The following is a 24,550-nucleotide window of genomic DNA, read 5'->3' as shown; positions in this document are numbered from 1 at the left end:
TCCCTATGCAGCGTATTTTGCCGGAAACAGACTTAGAGAAAAAAATGATGAGCCTTGGTGCTGTTTTTGTCGAAGAAAATCAAGTTCTTGATGAGCTGTTTCAGGTTATTGGGTCCGATCTAGAAGAGGGAAAAGAACTTTCGCAAGAAACGAAAGAACAGGTTCTCAATGAAATCGGTGAGTACTTTTTCCGTCTGGATATGAACTACGGACCCGATATTAAATCGGACTGCGTCGAAATCCTGCAAGAGTTCTGGGCCGTGCACGATAAAAAATCCGCTCTGCAAAATTTAGAAAACATTCGCACTCAAGGTCACCGTACCAAATTCAATGTTTTAAAATCCACTCTTCCTTCCGATGGAAAAATTGATATCGCGTCGATGACGAAGTTTAAGCAGATCTTCAGTTTTGATTTTGCCGAGGGCCAAGAACTCAAAATGAGTGACGAAGATTATCAGAAACTCGCTTCGTGGATTCAGAACACCAATAAATATCTTAATGAAGCCGGAATTCTTGCGTGGGATGCCGCTCGCTATGTTCATCTCATTCGTCTCAGCTTTATCGCGGGTTACTTAACGGATGACGAAGCATGGGCGGAGATTTTAAAACTTGCTCCGATCACGGAAGGCCATTTCAATTCATGGATGGAATTTTCACAAAGTTTTCTGATCGGTCGCACCTTCTGGTCGGGCGGGGCAGATCCGCAGGTGAAATCCATTTGCGAAAGACTTCTTGGGCATCCTGCAAGTCCTTGGCAGTTCTTAGACTGGACCTAGTTCCAGTTTTCCGCATTATGTCTCAAGTTTGAACGTTCCATTCCGATACGTGACTTAAGAGAGTCATGGATGACTTTCTTTCAAGCACACACGGAGGTGTGGAATGGATAAAATCAGTGGAATTCTTCCTGCCAGCGCTCGCACTCGAGTGGCCGATATTTCGGTGGCTCAGCCCGCGCGTCCAGGAGCTCCTGCTCTCGGTCGACCGATGGGAAAAAATTCTTTGGGCGACAGAATCACTTTAAGCAAACAGCTGGAAGAGATGAGACAGTCAGGACAGCTTCCTGAACCAGAGGCCTCTCCCGTTTACAAAAACCCTGGTGAAGTGAAGAAGCTCAAAGTGATTGAAGACCTCAATCAAAAATTCTTTGCAAATCCAAAAGACATCGCTCGTGAAGACGACCTTGCGAAGTCCGAGGAAACTTTAAAGAAGACAGACAGCAATGACGGCTTATTCTATGTAGAAAAAGAATTGCGCCCTCAGGAGCCCGCTTTAAATCCTCTAAAAGACAATAATTAATCTGTCACCTTGACATCTCCCGCTGAGGCCTCAAATTCAACCTCACGGGAGGCTTCATGGAGCCAGCAAAGCGGTCTTGGACAGTTGTTCGTGCCACGTGGTTGACAAGAAAACCCAATGGTCGCGCATGGTTCGCCGCCGCTTGGTCGCTTTTGGCTTTAATTCTGGGAAGCGTTTCTTATTGGCAAAATCTTTTTCAATCTTCAAAGTGGATGTCCGCTTCGGGATACTCTGTCTTTTCACAACATCAATACTGGCGCCTTTGGACAACTCTTTTTGCCCACGCAGACGTAGGGCATCTTGTTTCTAATTCTCTTTTGTTTTCGATCTTTGGTTATTTCTTAGCAGGATATTTCGGACTTTTTACTTTTCCCTTTTTAGCATTTGCGCTCGGTGGAGTTACAAACGCCATCGTACTGTCGAGTTACAATCCCGAAGTCTACCTCATCGGTGTCTCCGGTGTCGTGTATTGGATGGGAGGAATGTGGTTGGTTCTTTATCTCCTCATAGATCAGCAACGAACAGTGATGCAAAGAATTCTTCGCTCTGTGGGAGTTGCACTTGCTGTTTTTATGCCTTCGGCCGCCTTTGATCCGCAAGTGAGTTATCGTGCGCACTTAGTTGGTTTTATTGTCGGAGTTATCTCTGGCGCTGTTTATTATTATTTTAATCAAGGAAAGTTTAAAGCGGCGATTGTTTCTGAAGTCTTCTTTGAAGAGCAACCGTCACCTCCTTATCAAGAGGGCAGTGACAAGGAGGACAATTTAATTCTCCCTTATTAAAACTCTGCAGGCTCAAGCAAAATTCCATTTTCTTCTAGTGAGCAAAGACGATAAGCCCCTTTAAAACATCGTTTTCCCGCTTTATCTTTTCCGGTCACGATCACATAATCCAAAGACATCTGAATCAATCGACGAATCGCCGAAAGACTCCACTGCGGAGCGCCCATTTGAATCAACATTTCTAAACGAATCAAGGCCTGACCCGCATCTTGCGCATGAAGAGTTCCAAAACTTCCCGCGTGCCCAGTAGCTAAAGCCATCAAAAAGTCTTTCGCTTCAGAACCACGGACTTCGCCCATCACAATGCGGTCAGGTCGTAAACGCAAAGATCTTTTTACCAATTGCGTTTGATCCACGTTCGGGAGAACTCCTTGAGGATCTTCACGGGTTAAAAGTTTCATGCTGGCTTTATTGGGAAGCGCGATTTCAGATGTATCTTCAATCACAACAACACGTTCGTTTTCCGGCAAAAGATTTAAAAAAGAATTTAGCACCGAGGTCTTTCCCGAACCTGTACCTCCGATAACGAGAAAGTTCTTTCTTTGCTCCATGAGATTTTGAAAAAGCTCAAGATCTTGTTGAGAACACCAGTCTTTCTCGGCCAACTTTAAAAACGTCCAAGGATTTTTCGGATGGCGACGCAGGGAAAAATGCGCTGAGGTGTTCGTTAAATCAGAACCGATAAGACTTAAACGAAAATCCTTAAAGCTTCCATCGACGCAAGGATGTTCTTTTGTGATATGAGCTTTCGCTTCATGGCAGATGCGATCCAGGCAATTGCGATAGCTTAATTCAGAAAAGAAAGAGTCGGGATAACGTTGCAGACGTCCTTCCTTTTCAATCCAAATCGAAGTCGGCCCATTCACAATGATTTCCGTGATGGTCTCATCCATCATAGGCTCACAAAGAGGCCCCCAAGAATCCATTTCCCAACGCACGCGTTTTTGCACACTTTCTTCCACATTTTGTACATGACGAGAAACAATCTGCTCTACTTTCTGCGAACGCAAATTATTTTCCTCATCAGGAGAAAGCATAAACTCATTCAAAGGCATTTTATGAATGTCATCTTGAATCTGATCATAAATCTTTTTAGCGGCGGTCATCATAAACGCGGTCTCCCTTGAAGATGCTCCAGGCCCTCTCCATTGTCACCCTCTTTTAAAATTGTGGGGCGTACAAAAATCACAAGTTCAGAACGATTTTCCCGGAAATCTTTGCTTGAGAAAAGCGCACCAATAACAGGAAGCCTTGATAAGAAAGGAAGTCCCTGTGAGCTATTTCCGTCTTCACTTTTTAATAAGCCCGAAAGAGCAATTGTCTGAGGGCGAGTCAAATCAAAATGACTTGAAACACGGTTCGTAAGAATACCCGGAATACCATCCACTTTGCGTGAATCATCCAAGGTTGAAACTTCCGTTTCAATCGAAAGACTGATACGACCAGCAGCATCGGCTTTTGGTTTTACTCGTAATAAAATTCCATAACGTTTCCAAACAACGTCTTGAGCTTTGTAATTCATAATCTTAATCGGGAATTCTCCACCGGCTAAGAACTCAGCTTCTTTACCACTGCGACAAAGAATATTGGGGCTTGCAAGAATTTTTCCGTAACCTTGTCCTTCCAATGCTTTCAGACTGAAAGGAAGGTCCTCGTCCATTACACGCTTCCCGGTGCTGAGAATCTTTGCGGAATAACTTGAAGGCCACTGCAGTCCATATTGGATCGAGAGGTCGCGCTTAATTTCTGCTACCGTGATTTGAACTTTCACTGTGGGCGCCATTTCCAAACTGTTTTCATCACGCAAAACCGAAATACCAAAGGGCGAAAGAATCTGTTGGTATTTTTTTAAAGTCAGATCCGGTGCGCTGACGCGAACTTCAGGCGAGGGTTCAAAGATTAAAGTTTGCGACGGAAGCTTGGCTCGCTCGAATAATTCCTGGAAATATTTTTGCGCGTCACTTTGCAGTTCCGAAGAAAGCTCCGCCCGCATCGAATAAGAAAATGCTTTCGCACGAGCAAAGTCAGCAAGCTTCACCCAATCCTGCAGTCGATAAAGATGACCTTTAATCAAAAGGTCTCCTTCACCTACTTGTGCAGACAAACCCACAATGCCTTGAAGATCTTTTTTTAGTTCCGCCAATGAATCCGTCTTATTGGGATGAAGAACTTGGACATGATAGGTTTCTGAGCCTAATTTTAAAACCGTCCTTCCTTCGCGAGCACCTTTAATCACGAGCCTTGAGCCTTGGCCCTCCGCTTTCAGAATTTCGCGGTCCTGAATCCAGACCGAAGAACTTCCTTTTAAAGACAAATTTTTGGATTCACCTAAAGACAGAGTTAACTCGGTTTGAGCGAAACTGACGGAAGAAATAAATGTAAAAAGAAGAAGAGCGTTTTTCATGCCGCGAACAAAGAGCAAACTTTGCGCGGCGATGTTTTAAAATAAGGAAAATCTTAATGGACGGCGTCCGGACAGCTTAGCCGACCGCAAGATCAAAGAACACCATGACTCCTTGGTCAGTATTCTTAAACTGCAAATGGGAATTATGAGACTTTAAAATCGACTGGCAGATCGTCAAACCCAGGCCTGTGCCTGTTGAGTGGTGCATAACATCTTCGTCGATATAAAAAGGCTTCATAATTTTATCAATCACAGAGGCGGGGAGGTGAGGCCCCTTATTAGAGACCAGGAAACGAAGACTGTTGCCGTTACGCAAGCTCTCCACATGAATCTCGCTGGATTCCACACCAAACTTCGCGGCATTGTGAATCAGGCGTTGCACGACTTGCTTAATCAAGCGCACATCCGCTTTTACATTCACGGGTTCTAGCTTGCTCACGAGCTTTTGATGTTTCTTATTCATCATGTCGACAACGTCTTTGCCAAGTCCCTCATCGAATTGAGAGAAAGCAATGCTTTGCATGTCGATCTTAAGCTGGTTTGTCTCGGCACGAACAACAAGAAGGACGTCTTCAACAAGACTTTTCAGTCTTTCAGCGCTCTTAGTGATCCGATTGACCATCAACTTATCTTCATCAGCCAAATTCGATTCAGAAAGCAAAGATGAAAAACTTAAAATTGAAGTCAGCGGAGTTTTCAATTCATGGTTGATCAAAATCATGAAGTTGGATTTCGCAACATCCAGACTCTTAAGATCTTCCAAAGCGCGAGCCAGCTCCGCATTTTTTTGTTTGAGCTCCTGGCCCAATACAAATCTTTCAATCGCATGCTCGACAGTGTTGCTAAGATCAACAGGGTCCCACGGCTTCGTGAGGTATCTAAAGATCTGTCCTTTATTCACTGCCATGATTACAGATTCAAGATCCGTGTAACCGGTGAGAAGAATACGAACCGTCTCAGGATGAGAATTCAAAGTTTTCTCTAAGAATTCCACTCCCGTCATTTCAGGCATGCGTTGATCAGTAATAATAAGAGAAACAGGTCCTGGATTTTTGGCCAGAACCTCCAACGCTTCTTTTCCTGAGGTGGCCTTTAGTACAGTAAATTTCTTGCGAAACAACCGTTCGAGGGCGTCCACGTTATCTATTTCATCATCTACACAAAGAATTGTGTGCTTCGTCATATAATGTAGTGTAGGATTTGAAAAAGAGCAGTGCAAAGGATTTTGCACAGGCCCTCTTGTTGTCATGGATGATGACGAAAAAGGTTTGGAAAATTGCGAAGGATTGCGACACTTCTTGGGCTAGACCCTGGTCCAGTTTAACAATCTTTCAACAATTTTGCTCAGAAATGAGTCAAGTCTGCGTCCCCTCCTGACGATGAGTGAAACGGTAGAAGTGTTTTTTATCCTTTTCAGGAGATCGAGTATGAAATTTTGGATGCGCATTGCAACTCCGTTCACGTTGGTGATGAGTTTTGCAGTTGGTGCTCAGGCTCAAATGTGGGGTACTGGAATGTACGGCGGGATGCAATCTTGCCCATACAACTACGGTGCTGCTGCAGGTTCTTCAAGCTACCTTGATGAAATCAAGGAAGAACAAGCCAACATTCGTGAAGCTGAAAAGCAACTTCGTGCTAAAAAATCTGAAAAGAAAAGAATTGAGAAAGATCTGGAAAGATCTCGTAAGACCGTTGAAGACGTTGTCTCTGAAGACTTCTCTGAATTCGTTTTCGATCACATGGAAAACAACAGAACGTGCCGCTCTTACAAAGGACACAAGAGCAATGCAGGTCAATCTGGTGACGGTGAATCCAATGTTTCTGGTCAAGAAGGTGGCGTTGCGATTGTAACTCCGCAAACAAACGGTGATATTCCTAACTCTGTCGACATCCGTGCTTTCACGGTGCAAGAGTGGGATGTGCTTTGTGATCAAAACAAAGCCGGTTCAGTAGCAGGTCTTGTGTGTGACGGTGCTCGTTTCCGTCAACCTGAAAAAGGTCGTTCGACAGCTCAAGATTGTAAGAAAGGTTTGGGCGATTACAAAAAAGGTTACGCTCAATCAAATAAACTTCAGCGTGAAATTGAGTCTCTAGAAAACGCAATTAAGAACAGCAAAAGAAATATCCAAGATGCTCGGACAAACTACGCAGACGAAATGCGCGAAAGACAGCGTGAGATGTCTGAAGGTGGAATCTGTATCGAGTGTATGCAGCAAAATTCAGGTTACTCTTATCAAAAACCTGAAACAGATTGGGGCTCAGTGATCGGTAACATCGGTCTTGGCTTGGCTGCGACTTACATGGGTTATCAAACAAATAAAATGGTTGCGAATGCCAACGCCAATATCGGTTGGCCGACTCAACCATATCCAGCGTGGGGCTACGGCTTCCCATTCCTTGCTCAAGGTATCGGTCAAGCGATCGGTGGCGGTAGTGGAATCTACGGAGCAATCGGCGGCGGTATCGGTGCCGGTGGTTTTGGTTGTGCGGGAATGAACGGTGGCGCTTACGGTATGATGGGACCTTACGGTGGCATGAACGGCGGCGGCATGTGGGGCAACCCATACGCGATGGCCGGCATGGGCATGGGTGGTCTTGGTGGCGGAATCTTTATGCCTGGCATGGGCCCTTGGGGTATGGCCGGTCCTTGGGGTATGGGTGGACCATATCCAGGAGCGATGGGCTATCCAATGATGGGCGGTATGATGGGTATGCCGATGGGTAATATGATCGGCGGAGTCATGGGCGGCGTCATGGGAATGCCTATGGGTGGCATGGGAATGCCAATGGGCGGAATGATGGGAATGCCTATGGCCGGAGGCATGATGGGTATGCCGATGGGCGGTATGATGGGCATGCCAATGGGTGGAATGATTGGTGGAGCTCTTGGCGGCGTCATGGGAATGCCAATGGGCGGAATGATGGGTATGCCAATGTCCGGAGGCATGATGGGTATGCCGATGGGTGGAATGATGGGCATGCCAATGGGCGGAATGATGGGCATGCCAATGGGCGGAATGATGGGCATGCCAATGGGCGGAATGATTGGTGGAGCTCTTGGTGGTGCCATGGGAATGCCGATGGGCGGAATGGCCGGCGGTATGATGGGTATGCCAATGGGTGGAATGATGGGCATGCCGATGATGGGCGGAATGGCCGGCGGTATGATGGGAATGCCTATGGGCGGCATGATGGGTATGCCGATGATGGGTGGTATGAACGGTGGTTTGGGCGCATTGCAAATGCAACAACAAATGATGCAAATGCAGATGCAACAATACCAAATGTACATCCAGCAACAGCAGTCTTACATGCAACAACAAATGCAAAGACAGCAAGTTGTGGCGAGCCTTCAGCAAGAACTTTACGGTTTGCTTTATAGAATCCAACAAGTTTCTTACGGCGGTATGGGCGGCGGATACATCGGCGGCTCTATCGGTGGAGGAATCGGTATTGGTGGCGGCATCGGCGTCGGTGGTGTCACAGGCGGCGGAGTCTTGACTCCACTTCCAGGCTCCGGTGGTGTTGGAGGAATTCCTGGCACAGGCGGAGGCACAGCTCCGATCCCTGCACCTCGCTAAGAAAATTATTTAGTTAAAATTAAAAGGGCCCTCTGCTAAAACAGAGGGCCTTATGCTTTTTAAAATCCCGCGTCTTTACGACAGTCATACTCACTTTCTTGCCACCGGAGAATTCGCTTCAGGCCTGGCTTTGGGTTCGTTGCAAAAACCGGAAGACCTTGCGCACATTCCGTTACAGAAATCTTTTTATCGCGGCGATTGGATTGTGGGATTTGGGTGGGATGAAACCAAGTGGCCAACGCCTCCGCATAAGAAAATTCTGGATCAGATTTTTCCTAACAATCCGGTTTTCTTTGCACGTATGGATGGACATCGTTGTTGGGTGAACTCGCGCGCTTTAGAGCTTTTAGGTTTTACGTCAGACACCGGAATTCTTATTGAGAAAGAACACCTGCAAGCGTGGGATCGTTTGCCAGAGTTTACGAAAGAACAACAGCGCGGGCATATTCTTTCAGCCTGTCGTGTATTCAATAAAGCCGGTTTTACTCATGTGCGAGACATGTCCTGCACGGAATCTTTATGGAATCTTTTAGTGGAGATGTCAGAGGCCCAAGAGCTGACTCTAGCTATTGAGGAAAATGTTACGTCTCATGACCTTAATGATTTCGATAAAATGTTGCAGCTCTGTGTGCAGGCGAAGAAAGGTGAAACGCCTTATTTGCGGATGAAGGGCCTTAAGATTTTCTATGATGGATCTTTGGGCTCAGAGACGGCGTATCTTTCAAAACCTTACAATGGTAAAGCGGAAGGTCCGCGTGGGATGACATTGTGGGACCTTTCTCACGTCGAAGAAGTGATCCGAAGAACTTGGGCTGAAGGACTTGATTTTTCCGTTCATACGATTGGGGATGAAGCTGCTCATCACATCGTGCAGCTTGCACGCAAGATTTCTGCTCAAGGAGCCGTAGGTCGTTTGAATTTAGAGCACGCGCAAGTGCTAAGACCTGAAACAATTCAGATGATGAAACCTCTACACGTGCGTTGCCACTTGCAACCTTGTCATTGGCTGAGTGATCGTGTGTGGTTGGAAAATAAATTAGGAGAGTTGTACAAGTACGCTTTCCCTTGGGAAGCTTTGCGTGCGGCACAGATTCCAATGTCTTTTGGTTGTGACAGTCCTATCGAACCGCCTTCTTTTTGGCGTAATAAAATCGCTCTTGAAGAAAGCGTCAAAGCAAAAATTAAAAAATTTACTGGGGATATTACGGTCACGCACGCGCATCCGGATTCAAACTTCGTTGGAAATTCCCACACGGTGATTGAAGAAGGTGTCGTGAAAGAAATCGTTTTTGATGGGCGTCCTCTGTCACTTGAGTAAGGACGTATTAACCACCATCTTTTTATCTTTCATGGAATAAATAATTCCACCAAGGACCAAGGCTCCTGCAGTATAAAGCCAAGGCTTGTGTTCAGCGACCCAGGATTTTTTCTTTTCGTGAGACTGGATTCGCGGCGTACATTCGGTAGAAAAATAAATCACACCGCGATTCATTAATTCTAAATCCAGATCCTTCGTCGAAAATCCATCGCAAGTGCCTTCAGCAAGGTATTCAAATGCGAACTGTTGATTTAAAAGCTGTTCATAAGTTCCAAAGAAGCTCACTGGTGATTGAGAGTTTGAAACCAGCGTCCACTGATAAGCCGTTTTTGGTGAAAGGGGGACTGTTTCCTCAAGAGAAAATCCTTGTGACTCGATAAAGACTTTGTCGAGATGCGGATATTTCTTTGCAAGTTTCTGCAGTGACGTGAATTGAGTCGGGCAAGAAAACAAAACCGGACCTTCGCTTAATAGAGCGACACTTTTGCAGTAAAAATGCAAGAGCTCTTGACGTTCTTGGTTTGTAGTTTTTAAGTTTAAACTTTTTTCCGTAAGATCTCGCACGTATCGAAGACTTAAGAGTGTTAACGGTCCCTCGTTTTGGATTTTCTTAAGCAGAGTGATTGTCGTTGCGACATCCTGGCTAAAAGAATCGCCCAATTGGAAAAGTTGCGCTTCCTGAATCTCATTTTTCAACAAGCGTCCTTGCGTATATTCTACATGAGAAATGACCTCTTTATGAGATTTTAAAAACTCTTGATATGAAGTCGTTGATGCTCCTGGAGATTGCAGCAGAATACTCTGCGCAAAAACGTTCAGTGGAGTCAGGAATAAAAATGGAATTAACAAGTTCTTCATATAAAACCCCTTAATTTTGATATTCAACGCGAACACGCGAAGGACCTGAAGAGCTAAGTTGGGTGCCTTTTTCGTCAGGATTTTGAACGACAGCGATAAAGGGACCTGCGTAAGTTAGAAGTCTTGAGCTTTCGGTTTCTTTTACTAAAACCGCATATTGCTGCGGATTTAAAGGCGCTCGCAAAAGTTTTAATTTTGAACCTACTTTAAGACCGCCTTTTTGTTTTTCGTTGGATGCCAGATATAAATCCACCACTCCGCCCATGTCCCCCACCAAAGAGGCCAGTGATTCAGCATTGGAAATTTCAATGGGCACAAGCACAAAACCACGGGGAATAAAAGTGTCGACGGATTTAGGTTCAGGCAAAAAAGTTTCTTTTTGCTCGGGCTGTGCCGTCGGACGAGTACTAAAAAATGAAAGAAGGCCCAGACAAATGAAGGCGACAAGAAGGTAGTTATTTTTTAGAGCGATAAGAATTTTTTGTTGCATGATTTTTATCCTCGGTTAGTTGATATTTTTTTTGAGTGTCTTTGAGATTTCCAAGCTGTGTGACGGCGGCAAAACAGAAGAAAACTACAAAGAGCATCACCACACAGACTTCAATGAGTATTTGCCCACGATGATTTTTGGTAGCCATGAAGAATTCTCCTTTGCGAGGGAAACGGCACACGCTTTTTTGAAACTAAATTCTCCTTTTAGAAAATTTGAAAAAGGAGGACGGACTTGAACCCGGTACTGCCATTCGTGGGCCAGAGCTTGCTTGTTTTCAAAATCATCCACTGGACTGTATGTCGGAGCGATGTCCGGTGAATCCGGACGGACAGCCAATTTGGGAGCTTTGCCACGTACAGAATCGAGATCGACCTTAAGTAGAATATTGGAAGCAGATCCGCCAGTGCGGCGAAGGTTCATAGAAGTGAAAGTATGTGATTGTTGAAGAAGCAGATCGCTCTGCTTAATGAGTTGTTTTTGTCGATGATCCAGCTTGTCTCTTTTTTCAAGAACTTGAGTGTAGTGTTTCGTGGCTTTTGCAATAGCCACAGGATTTTCACTGGCAATGGCCGCTTCCAATTCTAAAATGGCTTCGGCCAGTTCCGCTTTCACGGCGACAGCCACGGGATTTAAAGCCAAAAGACTCGAAAGAAGGGGAGCCACTCTTTTTTGTCCGTTTTGCCCTTCCACCCGGCATTGATACTTGAGACCCAAATCGTTCTGTAAAATTCCCAGAAGAGAAAAACACAGTAAAGCGCCTGCGATAAAGACGGGGAGAACAGCAAGAATGATGGCTAAGGCGGAGCCTTTTTGATTTTGAATCACCATGATCGTGGTCCTTTTAAAGTTTTTTCGATCTCTAATGACGGAGTGAACTCAATAGAGACTTTTCCCTGAAGGTCTTTGCCTCTTTTAGATATGCGGATGTTCGAGCGAATGTTGGTAATAAGAACTTTCGTTATTCGACCGCGCAGTTCTTGTTCGCAAGAAGACAGGGGGGAACTTTGCCCGCAGATCAAGGCCTCATGCAAATTGTAGTCGGTAAAATAGAAAACCATGCCGCGATAAAGCAGCAGAGTAAAAACGGTTCCAACGACCACCAATAAAGGCAAGGTCAGGGTCGCTTCAATCACGCCCTGACCTTTTTGCGCACGCAAGAGTTTCATTATTTCTTTTCAGATTTTGAGGGATTGACGGCGCCGTCAAAGAAATCGCTAAAGTCTTTTTTCTTGTACATATTGTCGGTGACGTCGTAGGCGTCTTTTTTACGACTTTCCTTGCCACCCAAAGCTTGTGCGACGTTGGCGAATTGCACGTTCACGTTACCGCCGACGACTTTGATGATCGCAATACTACCGACGGCGACAATAGCGACGATGATAAGGTACTCAATGAGTCCTTGGCCTTTTTTATTTTTTAGAATTTGATTTGCTTTCATTGGTTTCTCCATGTGCGGAGACTGAAAGCAAGATGAGTTCAGAGGTGAGAACCGATAAAATGAAAAAACAAAGTCCGGAGGTCCGGACTTCGTGATTACTTCTTTTTGCCTTTGGCAGGAGCTTTTGCTGCTGCAGCGGCAGCCGCTGCAGCTTTTTCTTCCTTCGCAGCAGCAGCGGCCTCTTTTTTCGCGCCGGCTTTTTTCGCCTTACGCTGGATGATAATACGATCCAAAATTTCAAAAGCTTCTTTTTGCAAATCGTTTTCGAAGATGAAGCGGTAGAAACCTTCGATCTCTGGGCTTTGGCGGAATTTTTTGAGGGACGTAGGGAGGCTGTCAGACTGAACGAAATCGATAGAACTGCCGTCTTTTGAGAGTTTTACTTTATCAGCCATTTATTAAATCCCCTAATGTTTTAAAGGGTTTGTACCCCAAACGCGGGGTTGGAAGCAAGAATAAAATGGGTTTTTGACGGTTCTGGACTGTCGCAAACGACCTCGGACAGAGATCTCTTTAAGGCTTTGTTAATTTTCTGAATGCAGCTATTAAACCATTGAATTTCTTAGGCAAATAAGTGAGATTGAGGTCACAAAAAATGGGAGGTCCGATGCTCATTCTCAATGGTAAGGAAGTAGCCAAAGAAGTGCGTTCATCTCTTGCCCCTCGCGTGGTGAGTTTCGTGAAGGAAAAGGGCCGATCTCCTCATCTGTCAGTCGTCATTGTCGGCGATGATCCTGCCTCTCACATTTACGTAAAAAATAAAAAACTCGCATGTGAATCCGTAGGAATGACGTCGACGATTCATGCTCTACCGATAAGCACCACCCAGCAAGAACTCAATGATCACATCATCGCTTTAAATCAAGATGACCACGTGGATGGGATCTTGGTGCAGTTTCCGCTTCCGCAGCATCTGAATTCCGAAGAAGTTTTGAATTTATTGTCCTCTGAAAAAGATGCAGATGGGTTAACCTATTCTTCACTCGGTTATTTCTTTGCTGGAAAACCTGTTGTACAACCCTGCACTCCAGCGGGTGTGATGACGATGCTGAAGCACTATAAAGTTCCTGTTGAAGGAATGCGTGCGGTGGTTGTAGGGCGCAGTAACATCGTCGGAAAACCGATGGCGCAGCTTTTGACCGAAGCTAACGCCACAGTGACTGTTTGCCACTCAAAGACGAAAGATCTTTCTGAGATCACTCGTCAGGCGGACCTTGTGATTGTGGCAGCAGGAAAAGCGCGCATGCTGGGAAAAAATGATTTTAAAAAAGACGCCATTATTGTCGACGTGGGTATGCACCGCGCGGGCCCCGCGGGAAAACTGTGTGGAGATGTGCGTTTCGAAGAACTTGAAGGCTGGGTGCAAGCGGCGACTCCCGTTCCTGGTGGAGTCGGACCGATGACCATAGCGACGCTGTTACAAAATACCTGCTTGCTCGCAGAAAAAAGAGCCGGGTTACGTTAGAGGAATTAGATGTACACGGGATTTTTAAAGAATGTTTGGTATGTGGGACTTCCTAGCCACGAGTTGGCCATCGGAAAAACACAGTCTCGCAAAATCATGAATGAACCGATTGTTTTCTTCCGCGATAGCAAAGGCAAAGTTTCTGCGGTCCGAGATATCTGCCCTCATCGTGGAATTCCACTCAGCTATGGTCGCGTTGTGAATGACACGATTGAGTGTCCTTATCACGGCTGGAAATTCGATGGGACGGGCATGTGCACAGAGATACCCTCTTTGTGTCCAGATCAGGAATTAAATCCCAACAAAATCAAAGTACGTTCTTATCCTGTTCACGAAGCTCAAGGTCTTATTTGGATTTTTGTCGGCGATAAAGATTACGATATGACGAAGGCACCGCAAGTTCCGGTGATGAAAGCCTTCCCTTCGGATGTAAAACCAAAACTAACTTATGTGGTGAACTTCCCATGTCACGTCGATCATGCCGTGATTGGTTTGATGGACCCGGCACATGGACCTTACGTGCATAAGAGCTGGTTCTGGCGTTCTGAAAAGACAATGCTTGAAAAGAAAAAGAAATTTGCTCCAGTGAACTACGGCTTTCAAATGGTGCGCCACCAGCCTTCGAAAAATTCCAAGGCTTATAAAATTCTAGGCGGTGCTCCAACGACTGAAATCACGTTCACTCTTCCGTGTGTCCGTGTGGAGCACATCGAAGTGGGGTCTCGCAATTTCTATTCGTTCACGGCGCTAACTCCGGTGGATGAAATGAATACGCGTGTGACGCAACTCGCGTATTGGGATATTCCTTGGTTGAGTTTGATTAAACCAGGTCTTCATCTGTTTTCAAAAAATTTCTTGGGACAAGACATGGATGCTGTGACGAAACAGCAAGAGGGTCTTAAATACGATCCAAGTTTGATGTTGATTAAAGACGCCGACACGCAGGCGAAATGGTACTACGCCTTGAAAACGGAATATCATGATCATCTTGAGCAAAAGCGTGAGTTCAATCATCCGGTTAAAGAAACTGAACTTCGTTGGAGAAGTTAGAATGTTGAAATCTTTTATTTCTTTTTTAGTTTTGATGGTGAGCGTTCAGGCGCATGCGCTTCGTTTGGAATATGTCGGCGAGACTTCGATTCCAACAGGAACAAAGTTTGAAAAAGCGACGATCGGTGGGCTTTCAGGAATGGTGTGGAGTGATAACACGCTTTATGCCCTTTCTGATGACAAGGGTCGCGCAGGTGAGCCGCGCTTTTTTGAGTTTGATTTAAAGATCGATAAAAAAACAGTGACGTTAACGCCTAAGAAAGTTCATTTCATCACAAGTCTTCCTATGGAAGGTGATAAGCCCGCAGGACTTGATCCTGAAGGTTTAGTGCGTTTGCTGGACGGAGATTTTTTAATTTCTTCTGAAGGCAATAACGATGCGAAGCCTCGTGAGATGCCACGTATTTTCCGTGTGAATGCTGACGGTAAGTGGAAATCCGATTTTCCAATTCCTGATAAGTTTTTGCCAGAGACCACAGGCCAACAAAAGAAAGGCATTCAAAACAATGCGGCTTTCGAAGGTTTAACAAGTTTTGCTGACGGGAAATTTGTTTTCACGAGCACGGAGTCTTCATTGGCTCAAGACTATATCAGTGGCGAAGAAATCAATGGTGATTGGATTCGTATTCTGAAATACGAAGACAAAGGCCAGCAGGGTTATAAGCCCGTTGCAGAATACGCTTATCGTGTGGATGCGTTTAAAGACAATCAAAAGGGCAAAGAAGTTTTCAGAGGTGTTTCAGAGATTCTGGCTTTGTCAGAGGCAAAAATGCTCGTGCTTGAGCGTGGTGTGAGAATCTTCTCTAAAAATCTGTGGGCGCAAACAGTTGCGATCTATTTGGCGGACCTTTCGAAAGGAACTGACATCACAGGTTTAACCAAACTTAGCGATGGCAAATTCACGGGCGTTGATAAAATCAAGCTCATTGATTTTGAAACGGATCTGACAAAAGAGCGTGGCGATAAAACGATTCAAAACTTTGAAGCCCTTACGTGGGGACCGAAGTTGGCGGATGGACGTCGCACACTTTTGGTGATGGTCGATAATAATTTTTCTAAAAAAGAACTGACAGAGATGATCGTTTTTGCGGTTGAAGGTGAGTAATAAATGATAACCGTATGGAGACTCCGTCCTGGAGCTGACAAACGAATTCGTAGCGGCCATCCGTGGGTTTTTTCCAATGAACTTTCCGCAAGTCCGAAAGGCCTTATTCCTGGAACTCCCGTGGAGTTGCAGGATTCTAAAGGTCAATTCTTGGCGCGTGGTTACGGCAATCCTCATTCTTTGATTGCGTTTCGTGCGTTGAGTTTCAGTCCCCAGGATCAAGAGCCGACGAGTTTTGAATTCCTTCAAGAAAAAGTTTTGAACTCTTGGAAAGTTCGTAAGGCGGCAGGCTTTCGTGGAAGTTTCCGTTTGGCTTTCGGTGAATCTGATTACATTCCGGGTCTTGTGCTTGATTACTACGTGATTGAACAAAAAGGTCAGAAAGCGCAAGTTTTTGCGGCTCAGTTGGTAACGGCGGGAATGAACGAGGCTTTGAAAGAGGCCGAGGGCTTCTTTAAAGGTCTTGTGGAAAAAGCCAAGGCTTTAGGTCTTTCGGAATTTTCTTGGGATAAAACGGCCGTCGTTATTCGCAATGACGTTGGGATTCGTAAGCTTGAAGGTTTGACGGTGGATGATCCTCGCACGATCAAAGATCTTCCTGGATTTGATTTAAGAGATGTTGAAATTCTTTTGAATGCAGCCAGTGACGACGGACTTGTGCGCATGAGTTGCGATTTGCAAGAAGGACAGAAAACAGGATTCTTCCTCGATCAAACTCACAATATTCATTTGGCCGTGGAGTTATTTAAAAACTGGGCGAAGACCCAAGAAAAGCGCAAGTTGCGCGTTTTGGATCTTTGCTGTTACGTCGGTCATTGGTCGACACAGATCACTCGTGCATTGAAATCTTTAGGCTTTGAAGTGGAAGTGTCTCTGGTGGACGTTTCTAAGACGGCTTTGGCGTTTGCAAAAAAGAATGCGGAACGTGAAGGCGCTGAAGTGATCGTTCATGAAATGGATGTTTCGACAGGTCTTACGGAGCTTCCGAGCACTTACTATGACATCGTGATCGCAGATCCTCCGGCGTTTATTAAATCCAAAAAAGATATTCCTATTGGAAAGCATGCGTATCTAAAAATGAACACGCAGGCTTTCCGTGTTGTTAAGAAGAATGGCTTTGTGGCTTCGTGCTCTTGTTCAGGTCTGCTTGAAGAAGAAGAGTTCCGCGATGCTATTCGTAAAGCGTCTTTAAGAAATTTCTCTGAGGTGCGCAGTGTTTTGCGTGGTGGCCATGCGGCTGATCATCCAACACTGATGCAATTCCCTGAAGGTTTTTATTTAAAGATGTACGTGCACTACGTCGTTTAAACGACTTTTTGTCCTTGAGCCCAGAAGCCTGCTGACTCGGTCAGTCCCGAAAGGACGGAGTGAAAGTGGGCTTGGGTTTGTAACTTGTTAGCGCCGAATCTTTTTTCCAATTCTTTTTGAATGAACGGAACTTTCGCCGTTCCTCCTGTAAGACACACTAAATCCACTTTCTCTGAAGAAATGCCTGCGGATTTTAAGCACTCATCAAGGGCAGCGAAGATTTTTTCTTTTGTGGCCTCGGCCCACCCCACAAATTGTGAAATTGAAAACGGCTCTGTGATTTCGAGACCCGGATAATCAAATTCAAACTGTGTTTGGTCGGCCATCGAAAGAGCGCGCTTTGTTTTTTCGATATGCTCAAAGAAAGGGAAGATCTGTTGATCTTCGATCAAAGTGAAAAGGCGCTCAACCGCGTCAGCATCTTTCTTCGTTAAAGAACATTTCTTCACTTCGCGGATAAACTCGTAAGTGTCTTTTTCTTTAAGATGTACGATGTGCGCAGGATGATTCAAACGTTGCGTCACACCAAAAGGCATTGTTAAAACATTGCTTCCCATCGGCAGACGGTAACGAGATTTCGCACCAAAGTATTCGTTCAGACGATGACTCATAAACACGCTATCTAAAGCATCGCCAGCAAGAGGACAGCCATCAATCGCAAGCACGTCTTCTTTGGCAAAACCTTCGGGACGAAGTTTGATCAAAGTAAAGTCGGAAGTTCCTCCGCCAAAGTCACCGATCAGAACTGTTTTTTCAGAGTTTAGCTGGCGGCGATAGTCGAACGCGGCAGCTAAAGGTTCTGGAACGAATTGCACTTCTTTAAAACCTGCAAAAGTCGCGGCCTTCTGCATTCGGTGCAAGGCAAAGCCATCACTCACAGCATCCATCGAATAACGGGCAGGGCGACCGATCACCGCTTTTTCAATAGGAGCATTGAGAATTTTTTCGGCGCGCTTTTTTAGTTCTAAAAGAAAAACACCAATTAAGTTTTCTAAAGTCAGAATGCGATTGTCTAAAACCGTTCCCAAATAATTTTGATTGGGAAGATGTGACTTGAAGGAACGGAAAAGGCGTCCTTCCATATCTTGTTCAATATATTGTTCAATCGCTTCAGAACCGTAATAACAAAGATCCGGATTGGGAAAATAAAGCAGAGTCCGCATCATGGTTGAATCGGGGGCCTTAGGATCTACGGCAAGAGCCTCATAGCGCTGGCCTTGATGGAAAGCTCCGACCAGGGAATTACTTGTACCGAAATCGATGGAAAGAAAACTTTCTGAACTCATTCAGAAAAACTATCAAAGTTTATGAATGCACTCAATAAAAGTCGCCCACTTAGTCGAGGCTAGAAGGCCGAGCAACGGAAAATTCGCGATTAAAGCGGTAAACGGAAGTTTTTATAGAATAGCCCAGCTTCCCGTGCTAAACACCTCGTACTGATTATTGAAGGGGTTCATATGAAGGGGTTTTTTCTAGTGTTGATGGGGTTGTTTGCGGGAACTGCGGCACAGGCTGAAGTTCAGGTTTATAAAGTTTTGGATGGATCGGTGGCTTATTGTAATTCTCAGTCGAACTACTCTGGCCAGAAAGTGATTCGTGTAGAGCTATTGAATGAAAGCGCGACAGAGCAAAATCAAGATGCAACGATAAAAGTTTCAGTGGTGAAGTGCCAAGATTCTCAATGGGTGGTTGATCAACTGCCGACATCAGAAAGCTATGTTGCTCCAAACGGACTGAAGGTCGAAGTCACGTTTGATAATTACGAAATGCTTCTTGTGAATAAAAAATATGAGGTTCTTCTTGAGACTTCTTTGGAGCAATTAAACAAGGGGCAAGCTCAACAAGATTATTCTATGGCTATCGTGAAAGAGAAAGAAACTCCTCAAGATGTGGAGCTTTTAATCCGCGCCCGTAAAACCGTAAAAGCGGAAAATGGTTATGAATATTCCGAAGTTATCATGTTTGGCGGCTTCCGCGTCCGTCTAAAATAATGACACTTGCGGTGGCGACGATCTTCGTCACCGCATTTTTCTTCTTTTCAAGGGATCCAAAAAAATCTCAAGACCTCTGATGAACTTGGTAATCTGCCCGGTGTGAACGAGGTTTTTATGAAACTACAGAAGAAAAATTTGAGCGCTTTCCTTCTTCTTAGCCAGCTTGTGTTTTTGGCTTCGTGTGGTCAAATGCAGGCCAATGTAGAGCGATCTTCCGGCGTCTTTGATCAGACGTCATCGACAAGTCTTCCTACAAATCCAGATCCATCCTTTTATGCGGAAGCCAGTGAAGCTTCTGAAGTTCGTGAAGTTCAAGAGAAAAAACCTACGTCTGAAGTAAAGCCGACTTCTCAAAAAGAAGAAGAAACGGACACCACAACACCGCAAGTTTCGGAGAATGAAAAAGAGTCTTCTGAAAATCCGAAGCCGACAAGTCCTTCAGCGATATCGGCTCCTCCTAAGGCAGAGATGAATGGTCCTGGCGTCTTAAAACCAACAGTCTATTATTTTTACGTTGTTAACGAAGATAAAAACACTTGTCCTGCAAACACAAAAGTCACAATGCACGGAACAGGTGGCAAGGCCCTTTTAAAAGTGTGCCCGAAAACAGCAGATGCCTGCGGCCTTCAAGGATCCTGCGCTATAGTTCAAAAAGGCGTGACTCGTGCTTTTAACGTGATCGGGCGAGTTGATGGCCAAGATCATTTCTTTGAAATTGAAGAAGACGGTTGTCGCTTTGGTTATGGCGTGAACAGTTCATGCCTTGATCCTTTTTATACTTTGGCGGCGGACTTAACGATCTACAAGCCAGGCGAGGTGATTTACGTTCCGGCTGTTGTCGGTTTGGAATTACCTGATGGATCAAAACACAGCGGTTACTTTGTGATTCGCGATAAGGGCCGTGGAATTATCGGTCGGGGTCGTTTTGATTTCTTCTCTGGATACTTCAGTTGGCTTGATCCGAAGAATCCGTTTAATAAGCTCGGTCTTGGGGACGTAAAAACAAACATCCCTTATTATCGAGTGACAGGGGAGTCGGCGAAGAAATTTTTATTAAGCCGTAAATATCCGCAGATCCCAGTTCATGCGAATGGTGGACCGATTAAATAAAAAAAAGCCCCGTATAAAACGGGGCTTTTAATTTCTAATGTATTTAGTTCTATTGTTTTTGAACTGCAGTGACTTGAACTGTTTGTTGTTGCTGCTGTTGCGGTTGACCTTGAACTTGTGCCGCCGCTACTTGCGCCATCTGCGCTACTGCCATTTGCGCGTGCTGCGCTTGTTGGTGGTAGTAGTTGAGCTTAGCTACGTATTCTTTAAGGGCCGCATTTTCTTGCTTCAAGACTCCTAATTGTGTCAAAGCCTGTTGCAAGTGACTGTAGTAGTCTTGAGCCTCTAAAGCTTTTTTGTCCAAAGCCAATTTCATTTCAATGATTTTTGTTTCAGCTACAGACATCAAGTTTTTCAGAACATCATTTTGTTGCTGAGCCGAAGATTCTACTTCACTGAAAGAGGCAGAGATTTTCTCAATTTCTTCATTCAAAGAAGTGATCGTGTTGTCACGCTCTTCGATGGTCGCTTTCAACTCATCCACAGTTTGTTCCAACTCGTGCTTTTCTGTTTTCAGAGTCTGGATTTGTGCTTCGAATTGATCGCGTTGTTCTTCCCACAGCTCTTGTTCCTTAGCAAAAGCGCTTTTCGCTTTCATAAGTTCCATCGCTGTTTCGTCTTTCAGAGCTTGATTAAGTTCTAGATCTCTTTGCAGAACTTTATTTTTTTCGAAGAGAGCCTGGCTGTACTTTTTCTCTTCACTTTGCATTTGCAAAGCGCGCGCTTTCAATCCTTGAATCTCCAGTTGCAATTGCAAGCTGAGTTCCAAAGACTTCGCAAGATCTGCGCTGAGTTTTGTGTTATTGCCTCTCTCTGCAGAAAGTTGATCAACAAGTTGCTTGAGTTGTGCGTCCAACGTTTCAGGGCCGTAAGACACGTTCTCAAGGGTCTTGATCTTCTCACGCAATTCCTCTTGCGAACCTTTCAGTTCGGAATGGAATTTTTTCATCTGAACTTGCATTTGCTCATACTTTGGTTGAGGAGGCATTGCTTCTTCACCCTGATTCTGAGTGCTTAACTCGTTCAGTTTATTGCAGATTTCATCAAAAAGTTTTTCGTGCTCTGGAACAGAAGTCGTCATAGACTCCATTGTGAGGTATAGACTGAAGTCAAGTCATCGAAATTCATTGACCAGTTGCCGCTCTCGATTTAGGTCCAGGGAGCTGGTGTAGTTTTGAGGAGGATACATGCTCTTGCGTAGAACCGTTCGCTTTTTTATGGCTGTTATTATCTGGGTTACTTGTGCTCAAACAGTTCATGCACAAGAAGTGGGTTTGTTGAGTGACATCAAACCACCTCAACAGTCCTCAGAATATATTTTCCGCTCTTCACCTAAAGAATCTTTGATCACTGTACAGCTTTTAGGAGCCGTGAATAAACCGGGGATCTATTACATTCCGGCAAACACGGATCTTTTGAAACTTTTAACATTGGCGGGCGGCACAACCAATGGCGGAGATTTATCTGAAGTGTTGGTTCGTAAAATGGAGCCTAAAACTTGGGCAGAAATTAAATCCAAAGCAATCAACGAATATCAAGGTGCTTACGAAGTCGATGCCGAAAAATTTATTAAGTACGGCGGCGCACGCAATTTGAAACTGCAACAAGATGATTTCGTGTATGTTCCACCAAGAACTCCTTGGATCAGCTCTGAGGCTTCTCGTAATATCACAATCGTGTCTATCGTATTGGGAATTGTGCTTACGGCTGTCCTTATCGATAAAAACACGGAAAAGAAATAATGATCACAGCCCGCGATGGTCGCATTTTATTTTTAATAAAAGCCCTCGTGGCCTTGCTGTTTATTTCTAAAATTTCTTTGGGCAGCTTGCTGCCTGTGCCGCAAAGTTTTTCCTATTTTATTTTTCAACAAGGTCTGCATCCATTTGTGAACGTATTTTTATGCGGACTTTTTGGTGTGCCTTTAGTGCTTCTTTGGTTGCGCGTTCGAGATCGCAATCATCTCAGTGGGTTTTATAAGCTTTTTCTTTTTTTTCTGATACTCACCTTAACGGTACAGACGCTTTTGCAAGCGCATTATGTGAACCAGGAAGAGTCAGCCATTTTGCAGATCGGTGCTTTGGCCGTTGCGGTTTTTATGATCGCCGTTTACGGCGTCATCATTCCGAGTCTTTGGGATGCGGAAGATTTCTTAAAGTACGTGCAGCGATGGTCGGGTGTTTTGGTTTTGATCTCTTTGGCTTTATGGGTTGTTGCCGGAGGAAGCGTTTATAAAGGCGGACGCTTTGTGGGTGTCTTTAAGCATATTCCTCACATGGTGACCTGTGCGACCGTGGCCTACGTTTTTTCATTGGGCACTTTTCTTCAGGAAGAAAAATTGCAACATAAGATTTGGAGCGCGCTGATTTTGTGCGCCAGCTTTTTTGCCATCATTCTTACGGGCACTCGCTCATCGGCAGCGGCAGCTTTAATGGCTTTTGTTGTGACAATGATCTTGCACAAGACGGCTACGAATCAGGGTCGCATTTTTAAATTCGCGTTTTTAGCATTCGTCATCACCTTCACTTTATTTTTTGGTATGCAGACTTATGAATTCGCTCACGGCATTGCTACGGGACAGAGCTCCCTGGGTGGACGTGAAGCGCAAGACGGGGTGGCATCTCGCTGGGAAGAAGTGGAGCGCGGCAGTCAGATCTTCTTGGAAGAGCCTTGGTTGGGACACGGTTTGTTGTCAAAATTTGCAGCCGGCAATGACGTCGATGTCTCTAACTACAACGCGATGAAAGATCCCCATAATATTTTTGTTTCTGCGGGTGTGATTGGCGGTTGGCCTCTTTTGGTTTTAAGTGCGGTGGCTTTGATCCTCATGTCAGTGGGCGCGGTCAAAGCGTTAACGTCTTTCGATATTTCTAAACGACAAATTGCCATTTATCTTTTGGCGCATATTCCTATTCTTGTTATTTATCACGTTCACTTGTCCATCGGAGGCATGGCAGACCGTTTATATTGGATGGTCTTCGGTTTTGTGGCAGCCTCTGTATCACGGACAGGGAAATCATGAAGGGTGCCGGATACGGATTTGCTGAGCTTGGCATAAACTGTGTTGAAATCTTCATACGACTGCATCTCTTAGTTTTTTATACAGAACATGTCGGACTCAATTCTACTTTAGCGGGACTGGCTTTGGGATTGGCGATCTTTTGGGATGCGATCATTGATCCTATCGTAGGTCATTATTCTGATCGACTGCGCACGCGTCGAGGCGAACGCTATTCCCTTTTGCCATGGGGTTTTTTATTTTTATCTTTTTCAATCCTGGGCCTTCTGAATCCTCCATTTTTGAAAAGTTCCTGGAGTCAGTTTTCTTATCTTTTGTTTTTTTCATTGCTGGTAAACACGGCCTACACAACCTTAAGCGTGCCTTATTCAGCTCTTGTCGGTGACCTTTCCAGCGAAGAGCATGAACGTTCCCGTCTGATTGGGTGGCGCCTGGCTTACGGTAATATCGGTGCCATTTGTGGTATTGCCATTCCCAGTTATTTCCTCATCGTGAAAGAGTACAAGCCTTACGGTCTCACCGCGTGGGCCATTGTTGGGCTGTTGGCTGTGGGTACTTTTATTTCTTGGCTCACGGCTCGCAAATACAATCGGCCTCCGGATCAGAATACTCAGCAGGGCATTTTTTCTTTATCGATGCCATTTAGAAACAAACAATTCATGCCTCTGTTAGCCGCTTATTTTATTGCGAACATGGGGCTGACTTTTAATTCATCCTTGGCGCTGTATTTCTATCGTCTGCGTTTGAAATTTGATGAAAAGCAAATCAGTCTGGTGCTTCTGACTTTTTTGATAATCTTTACGTTGTCGATTCCGCTATGGGTTTATCTTGTTCGATTTGTTTCTAAAAAAAAGGCGTTGATGGCGGGCGTTTTTATACTCGGCCTGACGGCGACTTTTATTTATCCTTTTTTGCCTCCAAAGGATCTTGTATGGACCTTGCTTTTTGCTTCCGGCCTAGGTGGAGCTTTGGTAGGTTCTGCCGTTTTGTTAGAGTCCTTGCTAACGGATATTGTGAAGGACGAAGAGGCGCGCACCGGAAAGGATGAACTCGGCCTTTATTTCGGCGTTTGGAAGATGATTGGGAAGATTTCTCGGGGTTTGGCCTTGGCTGTAACTGGACAAATTTTGGCATGGGCCCGCGTCGATAATCCGGCGAGCTCTTATTTCCGTTTAAGTCTCGCATTTGGGCCTCTCGTTGGCTGCCTTTTCATTGGGGCGGTCCTCATCCTCTGGAAGTTGTCAAATGCAGGCTCACCCCTGAAGTAATTTCAAAGCATTAATCCTCATTACAGATTAAACACAAGCCAAGGCTGAAAATCAGTGGCAC

General features: G+C 44.9%; 25 protein-coding genes. 14 read left to right on the top strand and 11 right to left on the bottom strand.

Going from position 1 to position 24,550, the window contains the following annotated elements; genetic code table 11:
* The first annotated feature begins 5 nt into the window (after positions 1 to 5).
* The 3 genes from AAAA78_RS15495 (at position 6) to AAAA78_RS15485 (ending at position 2,078) form a co-directional block, all read left to right on the top strand.
* The gene (locus AAAA78_RS15495; protein WP_340592962.1) at positions 6 to 776 is read left to right on the top strand and encodes a DUF1266 domain-containing protein; all 771 of its coding nucleotides are present in this window, start codon (positions 6 to 8) and stop codon (positions 774 to 776) included.
* 103 nt (positions 777 to 879) lie between these two features.
* Complete coding sequence (locus tag AAAA78_RS15490) at positions 880 to 1,296, top strand: hypothetical protein (protein ID WP_340592961.1); 417 nt, start codon at positions 880 to 882, stop codon at positions 1,294 to 1,296.
* Between the two features lie 56 nt (positions 1,297 to 1,352).
* Positions 1,353 to 2,078 carry a rhomboid family intramembrane serine protease gene (locus AAAA78_RS15485; RefSeq protein WP_340592960.1) on the top strand — a complete coding sequence of 242 codons (726 nt, stop codon included), beginning with the start codon at positions 1,353 to 1,355 and terminating at the stop codon, positions 2,076 to 2,078.
* Here AAAA78_RS15485 and AAAA78_RS15480 read toward each other — a convergent pair.
* The 3 genes from AAAA78_RS15480 to AAAA78_RS15470 form a co-directional block, all read right to left on the bottom strand.
* Positions 2,075 to 3,187 carry a CpaF family protein gene (locus AAAA78_RS15480; RefSeq protein WP_340592959.1) on the bottom strand — a complete coding sequence of 371 codons (1,113 nt, stop codon included), beginning with the start codon at positions 3,185 to 3,187 and terminating at the stop codon, positions 2,075 to 2,077. The genes AAAA78_RS15485 and AAAA78_RS15480 overlap by 4 nt on opposite strands.
* On the bottom strand, positions 3,184 to 4,482 hold the full coding sequence (locus AAAA78_RS15475; protein WP_340592958.1) for a pilus assembly protein: 1,299 nt from the start codon (positions 4,480 to 4,482) through the stop codon (positions 3,184 to 3,186). The genes AAAA78_RS15480 and AAAA78_RS15475 overlap by 4 nt, the downstream gene beginning before the upstream one ends.
* Positions 4,483 to 4,558: 76 nt before the next feature.
* Entirely contained in the window at positions 4,559 to 5,665 is a 1,107-nt protein-coding gene (locus AAAA78_RS15470; protein ID WP_340592957.1) for a hybrid sensor histidine kinase/response regulator, read from the bottom strand.
* A 244-nt stretch (positions 5,666 to 5,909) separates the two neighbouring features.
* On the opposite strand from AAAA78_RS15470, the gene AAAA78_RS15465 reads away from it, so the two are divergent.
* A complete protein-coding gene (locus tag AAAA78_RS15465) occupies positions 5,910 to 8,063 on the top strand; it encodes a hypothetical protein (RefSeq protein WP_340592956.1) in 2,154 nt (717 codons plus the stop codon).
* A gap of 52 nt (positions 8,064 to 8,115) precedes the next feature.
* Positions 8,116 to 9,381 (top strand): amidohydrolase, encoded by a 1,266-nt coding sequence (locus AAAA78_RS15460; RefSeq protein WP_340592955.1) that lies wholly within the window; start codon positions 8,116 to 8,118, stop codon positions 9,379 to 9,381.
* Here the strand turns inward: AAAA78_RS15460 and AAAA78_RS15455 are convergent.
* From AAAA78_RS15455 to AAAA78_RS15430, 6 genes are all read right to left on the bottom strand, one after another.
* Entirely contained in the window at positions 9,370 to 10,239 is an 870-nt protein-coding gene (locus AAAA78_RS15455) for a hypothetical protein (protein WP_340592954.1), read from the bottom strand. The two genes, AAAA78_RS15460 and AAAA78_RS15455, sit on opposite strands and share 12 nt — an antisense overlap.
* A gap of 10 nt (positions 10,240 to 10,249) precedes the next feature.
* Positions 10,250 to 10,729 carry a hypothetical protein gene (locus AAAA78_RS15450; protein WP_340592953.1) on the bottom strand — a complete coding sequence of 160 codons (480 nt, stop codon included), beginning with the start codon at positions 10,727 to 10,729 and terminating at the stop codon, positions 10,250 to 10,252.
* A 96-nt stretch (positions 10,730 to 10,825) separates the two neighbouring features.
* Complete coding sequence (locus AAAA78_RS15445) at positions 10,826 to 11,560, bottom strand: hypothetical protein (RefSeq protein WP_340592952.1); 735 nt, start codon at positions 11,558 to 11,560, stop codon at positions 10,826 to 10,828.
* Positions 11,554 to 11,898 (bottom strand): hypothetical protein, encoded by a 345-nt coding sequence (locus AAAA78_RS15440; protein ID WP_340592951.1) that lies wholly within the window; start codon positions 11,896 to 11,898, stop codon positions 11,554 to 11,556. The genes AAAA78_RS15445 and AAAA78_RS15440 overlap by 7 nt, the downstream gene beginning before the upstream one ends.
* Positions 11,898 to 12,170: a Flp family type IVb pilin gene (locus AAAA78_RS15435; RefSeq protein WP_295900184.1), complete on the bottom strand. Its 273-nt coding sequence runs from the start codon at positions 12,168 to 12,170 to the stop codon at positions 11,898 to 11,900. Before AAAA78_RS15435 ends, AAAA78_RS15440 begins: the two co-directional genes overlap by 1 nt.
* Positions 12,171 to 12,265: 95 nt before the next feature.
* Entirely contained in the window at positions 12,266 to 12,565 is a 300-nt protein-coding gene (locus AAAA78_RS15430) for a hypothetical protein (RefSeq protein WP_340592950.1), read from the bottom strand.
* A 212-nt stretch (positions 12,566 to 12,777) separates the two neighbouring features.
* On the opposite strand from AAAA78_RS15430, the gene folD reads away from it, so the two are divergent.
* Genes folD through AAAA78_RS15410 form a run of 4 tightly spaced genes read left to right on the top strand, consistent with a single transcriptional unit; the run spans position 12,778 to position 17,098 of the window.
* On the top strand, positions 12,778 to 13,635 hold the full coding sequence (gene folD / locus AAAA78_RS15425) for a bifunctional methylenetetrahydrofolate dehydrogenase/methenyltetrahydrofolate cyclohydrolase FolD (RefSeq protein ID WP_340592949.1): 858 nt from the start codon (positions 12,778 to 12,780) through the stop codon (positions 13,633 to 13,635).
* 9 nt (positions 13,636 to 13,644) lie between these two features.
* On the top strand, positions 13,645 to 14,685 hold the full coding sequence (locus AAAA78_RS15420) for an aromatic ring-hydroxylating dioxygenase subunit alpha (RefSeq protein ID WP_340592948.1): 1,041 nt from the start codon (positions 13,645 to 13,647) through the stop codon (positions 14,683 to 14,685).
* Between the two features lies 1 nt (position 14,686).
* Positions 14,687 to 15,790, top strand: a complete 1,104-nt coding sequence (locus tag AAAA78_RS15415) for an esterase-like activity of phytase family protein (protein ID WP_340592947.1) — start codon at positions 14,687 to 14,689, stop codon at positions 15,788 to 15,790.
* Positions 15,791 to 15,793: 3 nt separating this feature from the next.
* On the top strand, positions 15,794 to 17,098 hold the full coding sequence (locus tag AAAA78_RS15410; RefSeq protein ID WP_340592945.1) for a class I SAM-dependent rRNA methyltransferase: 1,305 nt from the start codon (positions 15,794 to 15,796) through the stop codon (positions 17,096 to 17,098).
* On the opposite strand, the gene AAAA78_RS15405 is transcribed toward AAAA78_RS15410, so the two are convergent.
* Complete coding sequence (locus AAAA78_RS15405; protein WP_340592944.1) at positions 17,095 to 18,384, bottom strand: Hsp70 family protein; 1,290 nt, start codon at positions 18,382 to 18,384, stop codon at positions 17,095 to 17,097. The two genes, AAAA78_RS15410 and AAAA78_RS15405, sit on opposite strands and share 4 nt — an antisense overlap.
* Positions 18,385 to 18,555: 171 nt before the next feature.
* Between AAAA78_RS15405 and AAAA78_RS15400 the strand changes: the two genes are divergently transcribed.
* Both AAAA78_RS15400 and AAAA78_RS15395 read left to right on the top strand, forming a co-directional pair.
* Positions 18,556 to 19,089: a hypothetical protein gene (locus AAAA78_RS15400; protein WP_340592943.1), complete on the top strand. Its 534-nt coding sequence runs from the start codon at positions 18,556 to 18,558 to the stop codon at positions 19,087 to 19,089.
* A 117-nt stretch (positions 19,090 to 19,206) separates the two neighbouring features.
* The gene (locus AAAA78_RS15395; protein ID WP_340592942.1) at positions 19,207 to 20,202 is read left to right on the top strand and encodes a hypothetical protein; all 996 of its coding nucleotides are present in this window, start codon (positions 19,207 to 19,209) and stop codon (positions 20,200 to 20,202) included.
* A gap of 49 nt (positions 20,203 to 20,251) precedes the next feature.
* On the opposite strand, the gene AAAA78_RS15390 is transcribed toward AAAA78_RS15395, so the two are convergent.
* The gene (locus AAAA78_RS15390; protein ID WP_340592941.1) at positions 20,252 to 21,283 is read right to left on the bottom strand and encodes a hypothetical protein; all 1,032 of its coding nucleotides are present in this window, start codon (positions 21,281 to 21,283) and stop codon (positions 20,252 to 20,254) included.
* 106 nt (positions 21,284 to 21,389) lie between these two features.
* On the opposite strand from AAAA78_RS15390, the gene AAAA78_RS15385 reads away from it, so the two are divergent.
* From AAAA78_RS15385 to AAAA78_RS15375, 3 genes are read left to right on the top strand one after another with little or no spacing between them, the layout of a single operon-like run.
* Complete coding sequence (locus AAAA78_RS15385) at positions 21,390 to 21,944, top strand: SLBB domain-containing protein (RefSeq protein WP_295904829.1); 555 nt, start codon at positions 21,390 to 21,392, stop codon at positions 21,942 to 21,944.
* Positions 21,944 to 23,224 (top strand): O-antigen ligase family protein, encoded by a 1,281-nt coding sequence (locus AAAA78_RS15380; protein ID WP_340592939.1) that lies wholly within the window; start codon positions 21,944 to 21,946, stop codon positions 23,222 to 23,224. The genes AAAA78_RS15385 and AAAA78_RS15380 overlap by 1 nt, the downstream gene beginning before the upstream one ends.
* A complete protein-coding gene (locus AAAA78_RS15375; RefSeq protein ID WP_340592938.1) occupies positions 23,221 to 24,489 on the top strand; it encodes an MFS transporter in 1,269 nt (422 codons plus the stop codon). The genes AAAA78_RS15380 and AAAA78_RS15375 overlap by 4 nt, the downstream gene beginning before the upstream one ends.
* Positions 24,490 to 24,550: the final 61 nt, after the last annotated feature.

Origin of the sequence: Bdellovibrio sp. BCCA (assembly GCF_037996825.1) — a bacterium.
Taxonomy (GTDB): Bacteria; Bdellovibrionota; Bdellovibrionia; order Bdellovibrionales; family Bdellovibrionaceae; genus Bdellovibrio.
The sequence above is the reverse complement of the archived record's forward strand: the minus strand, read 5'-3'. Positions and strand labels throughout refer to the sequence as shown.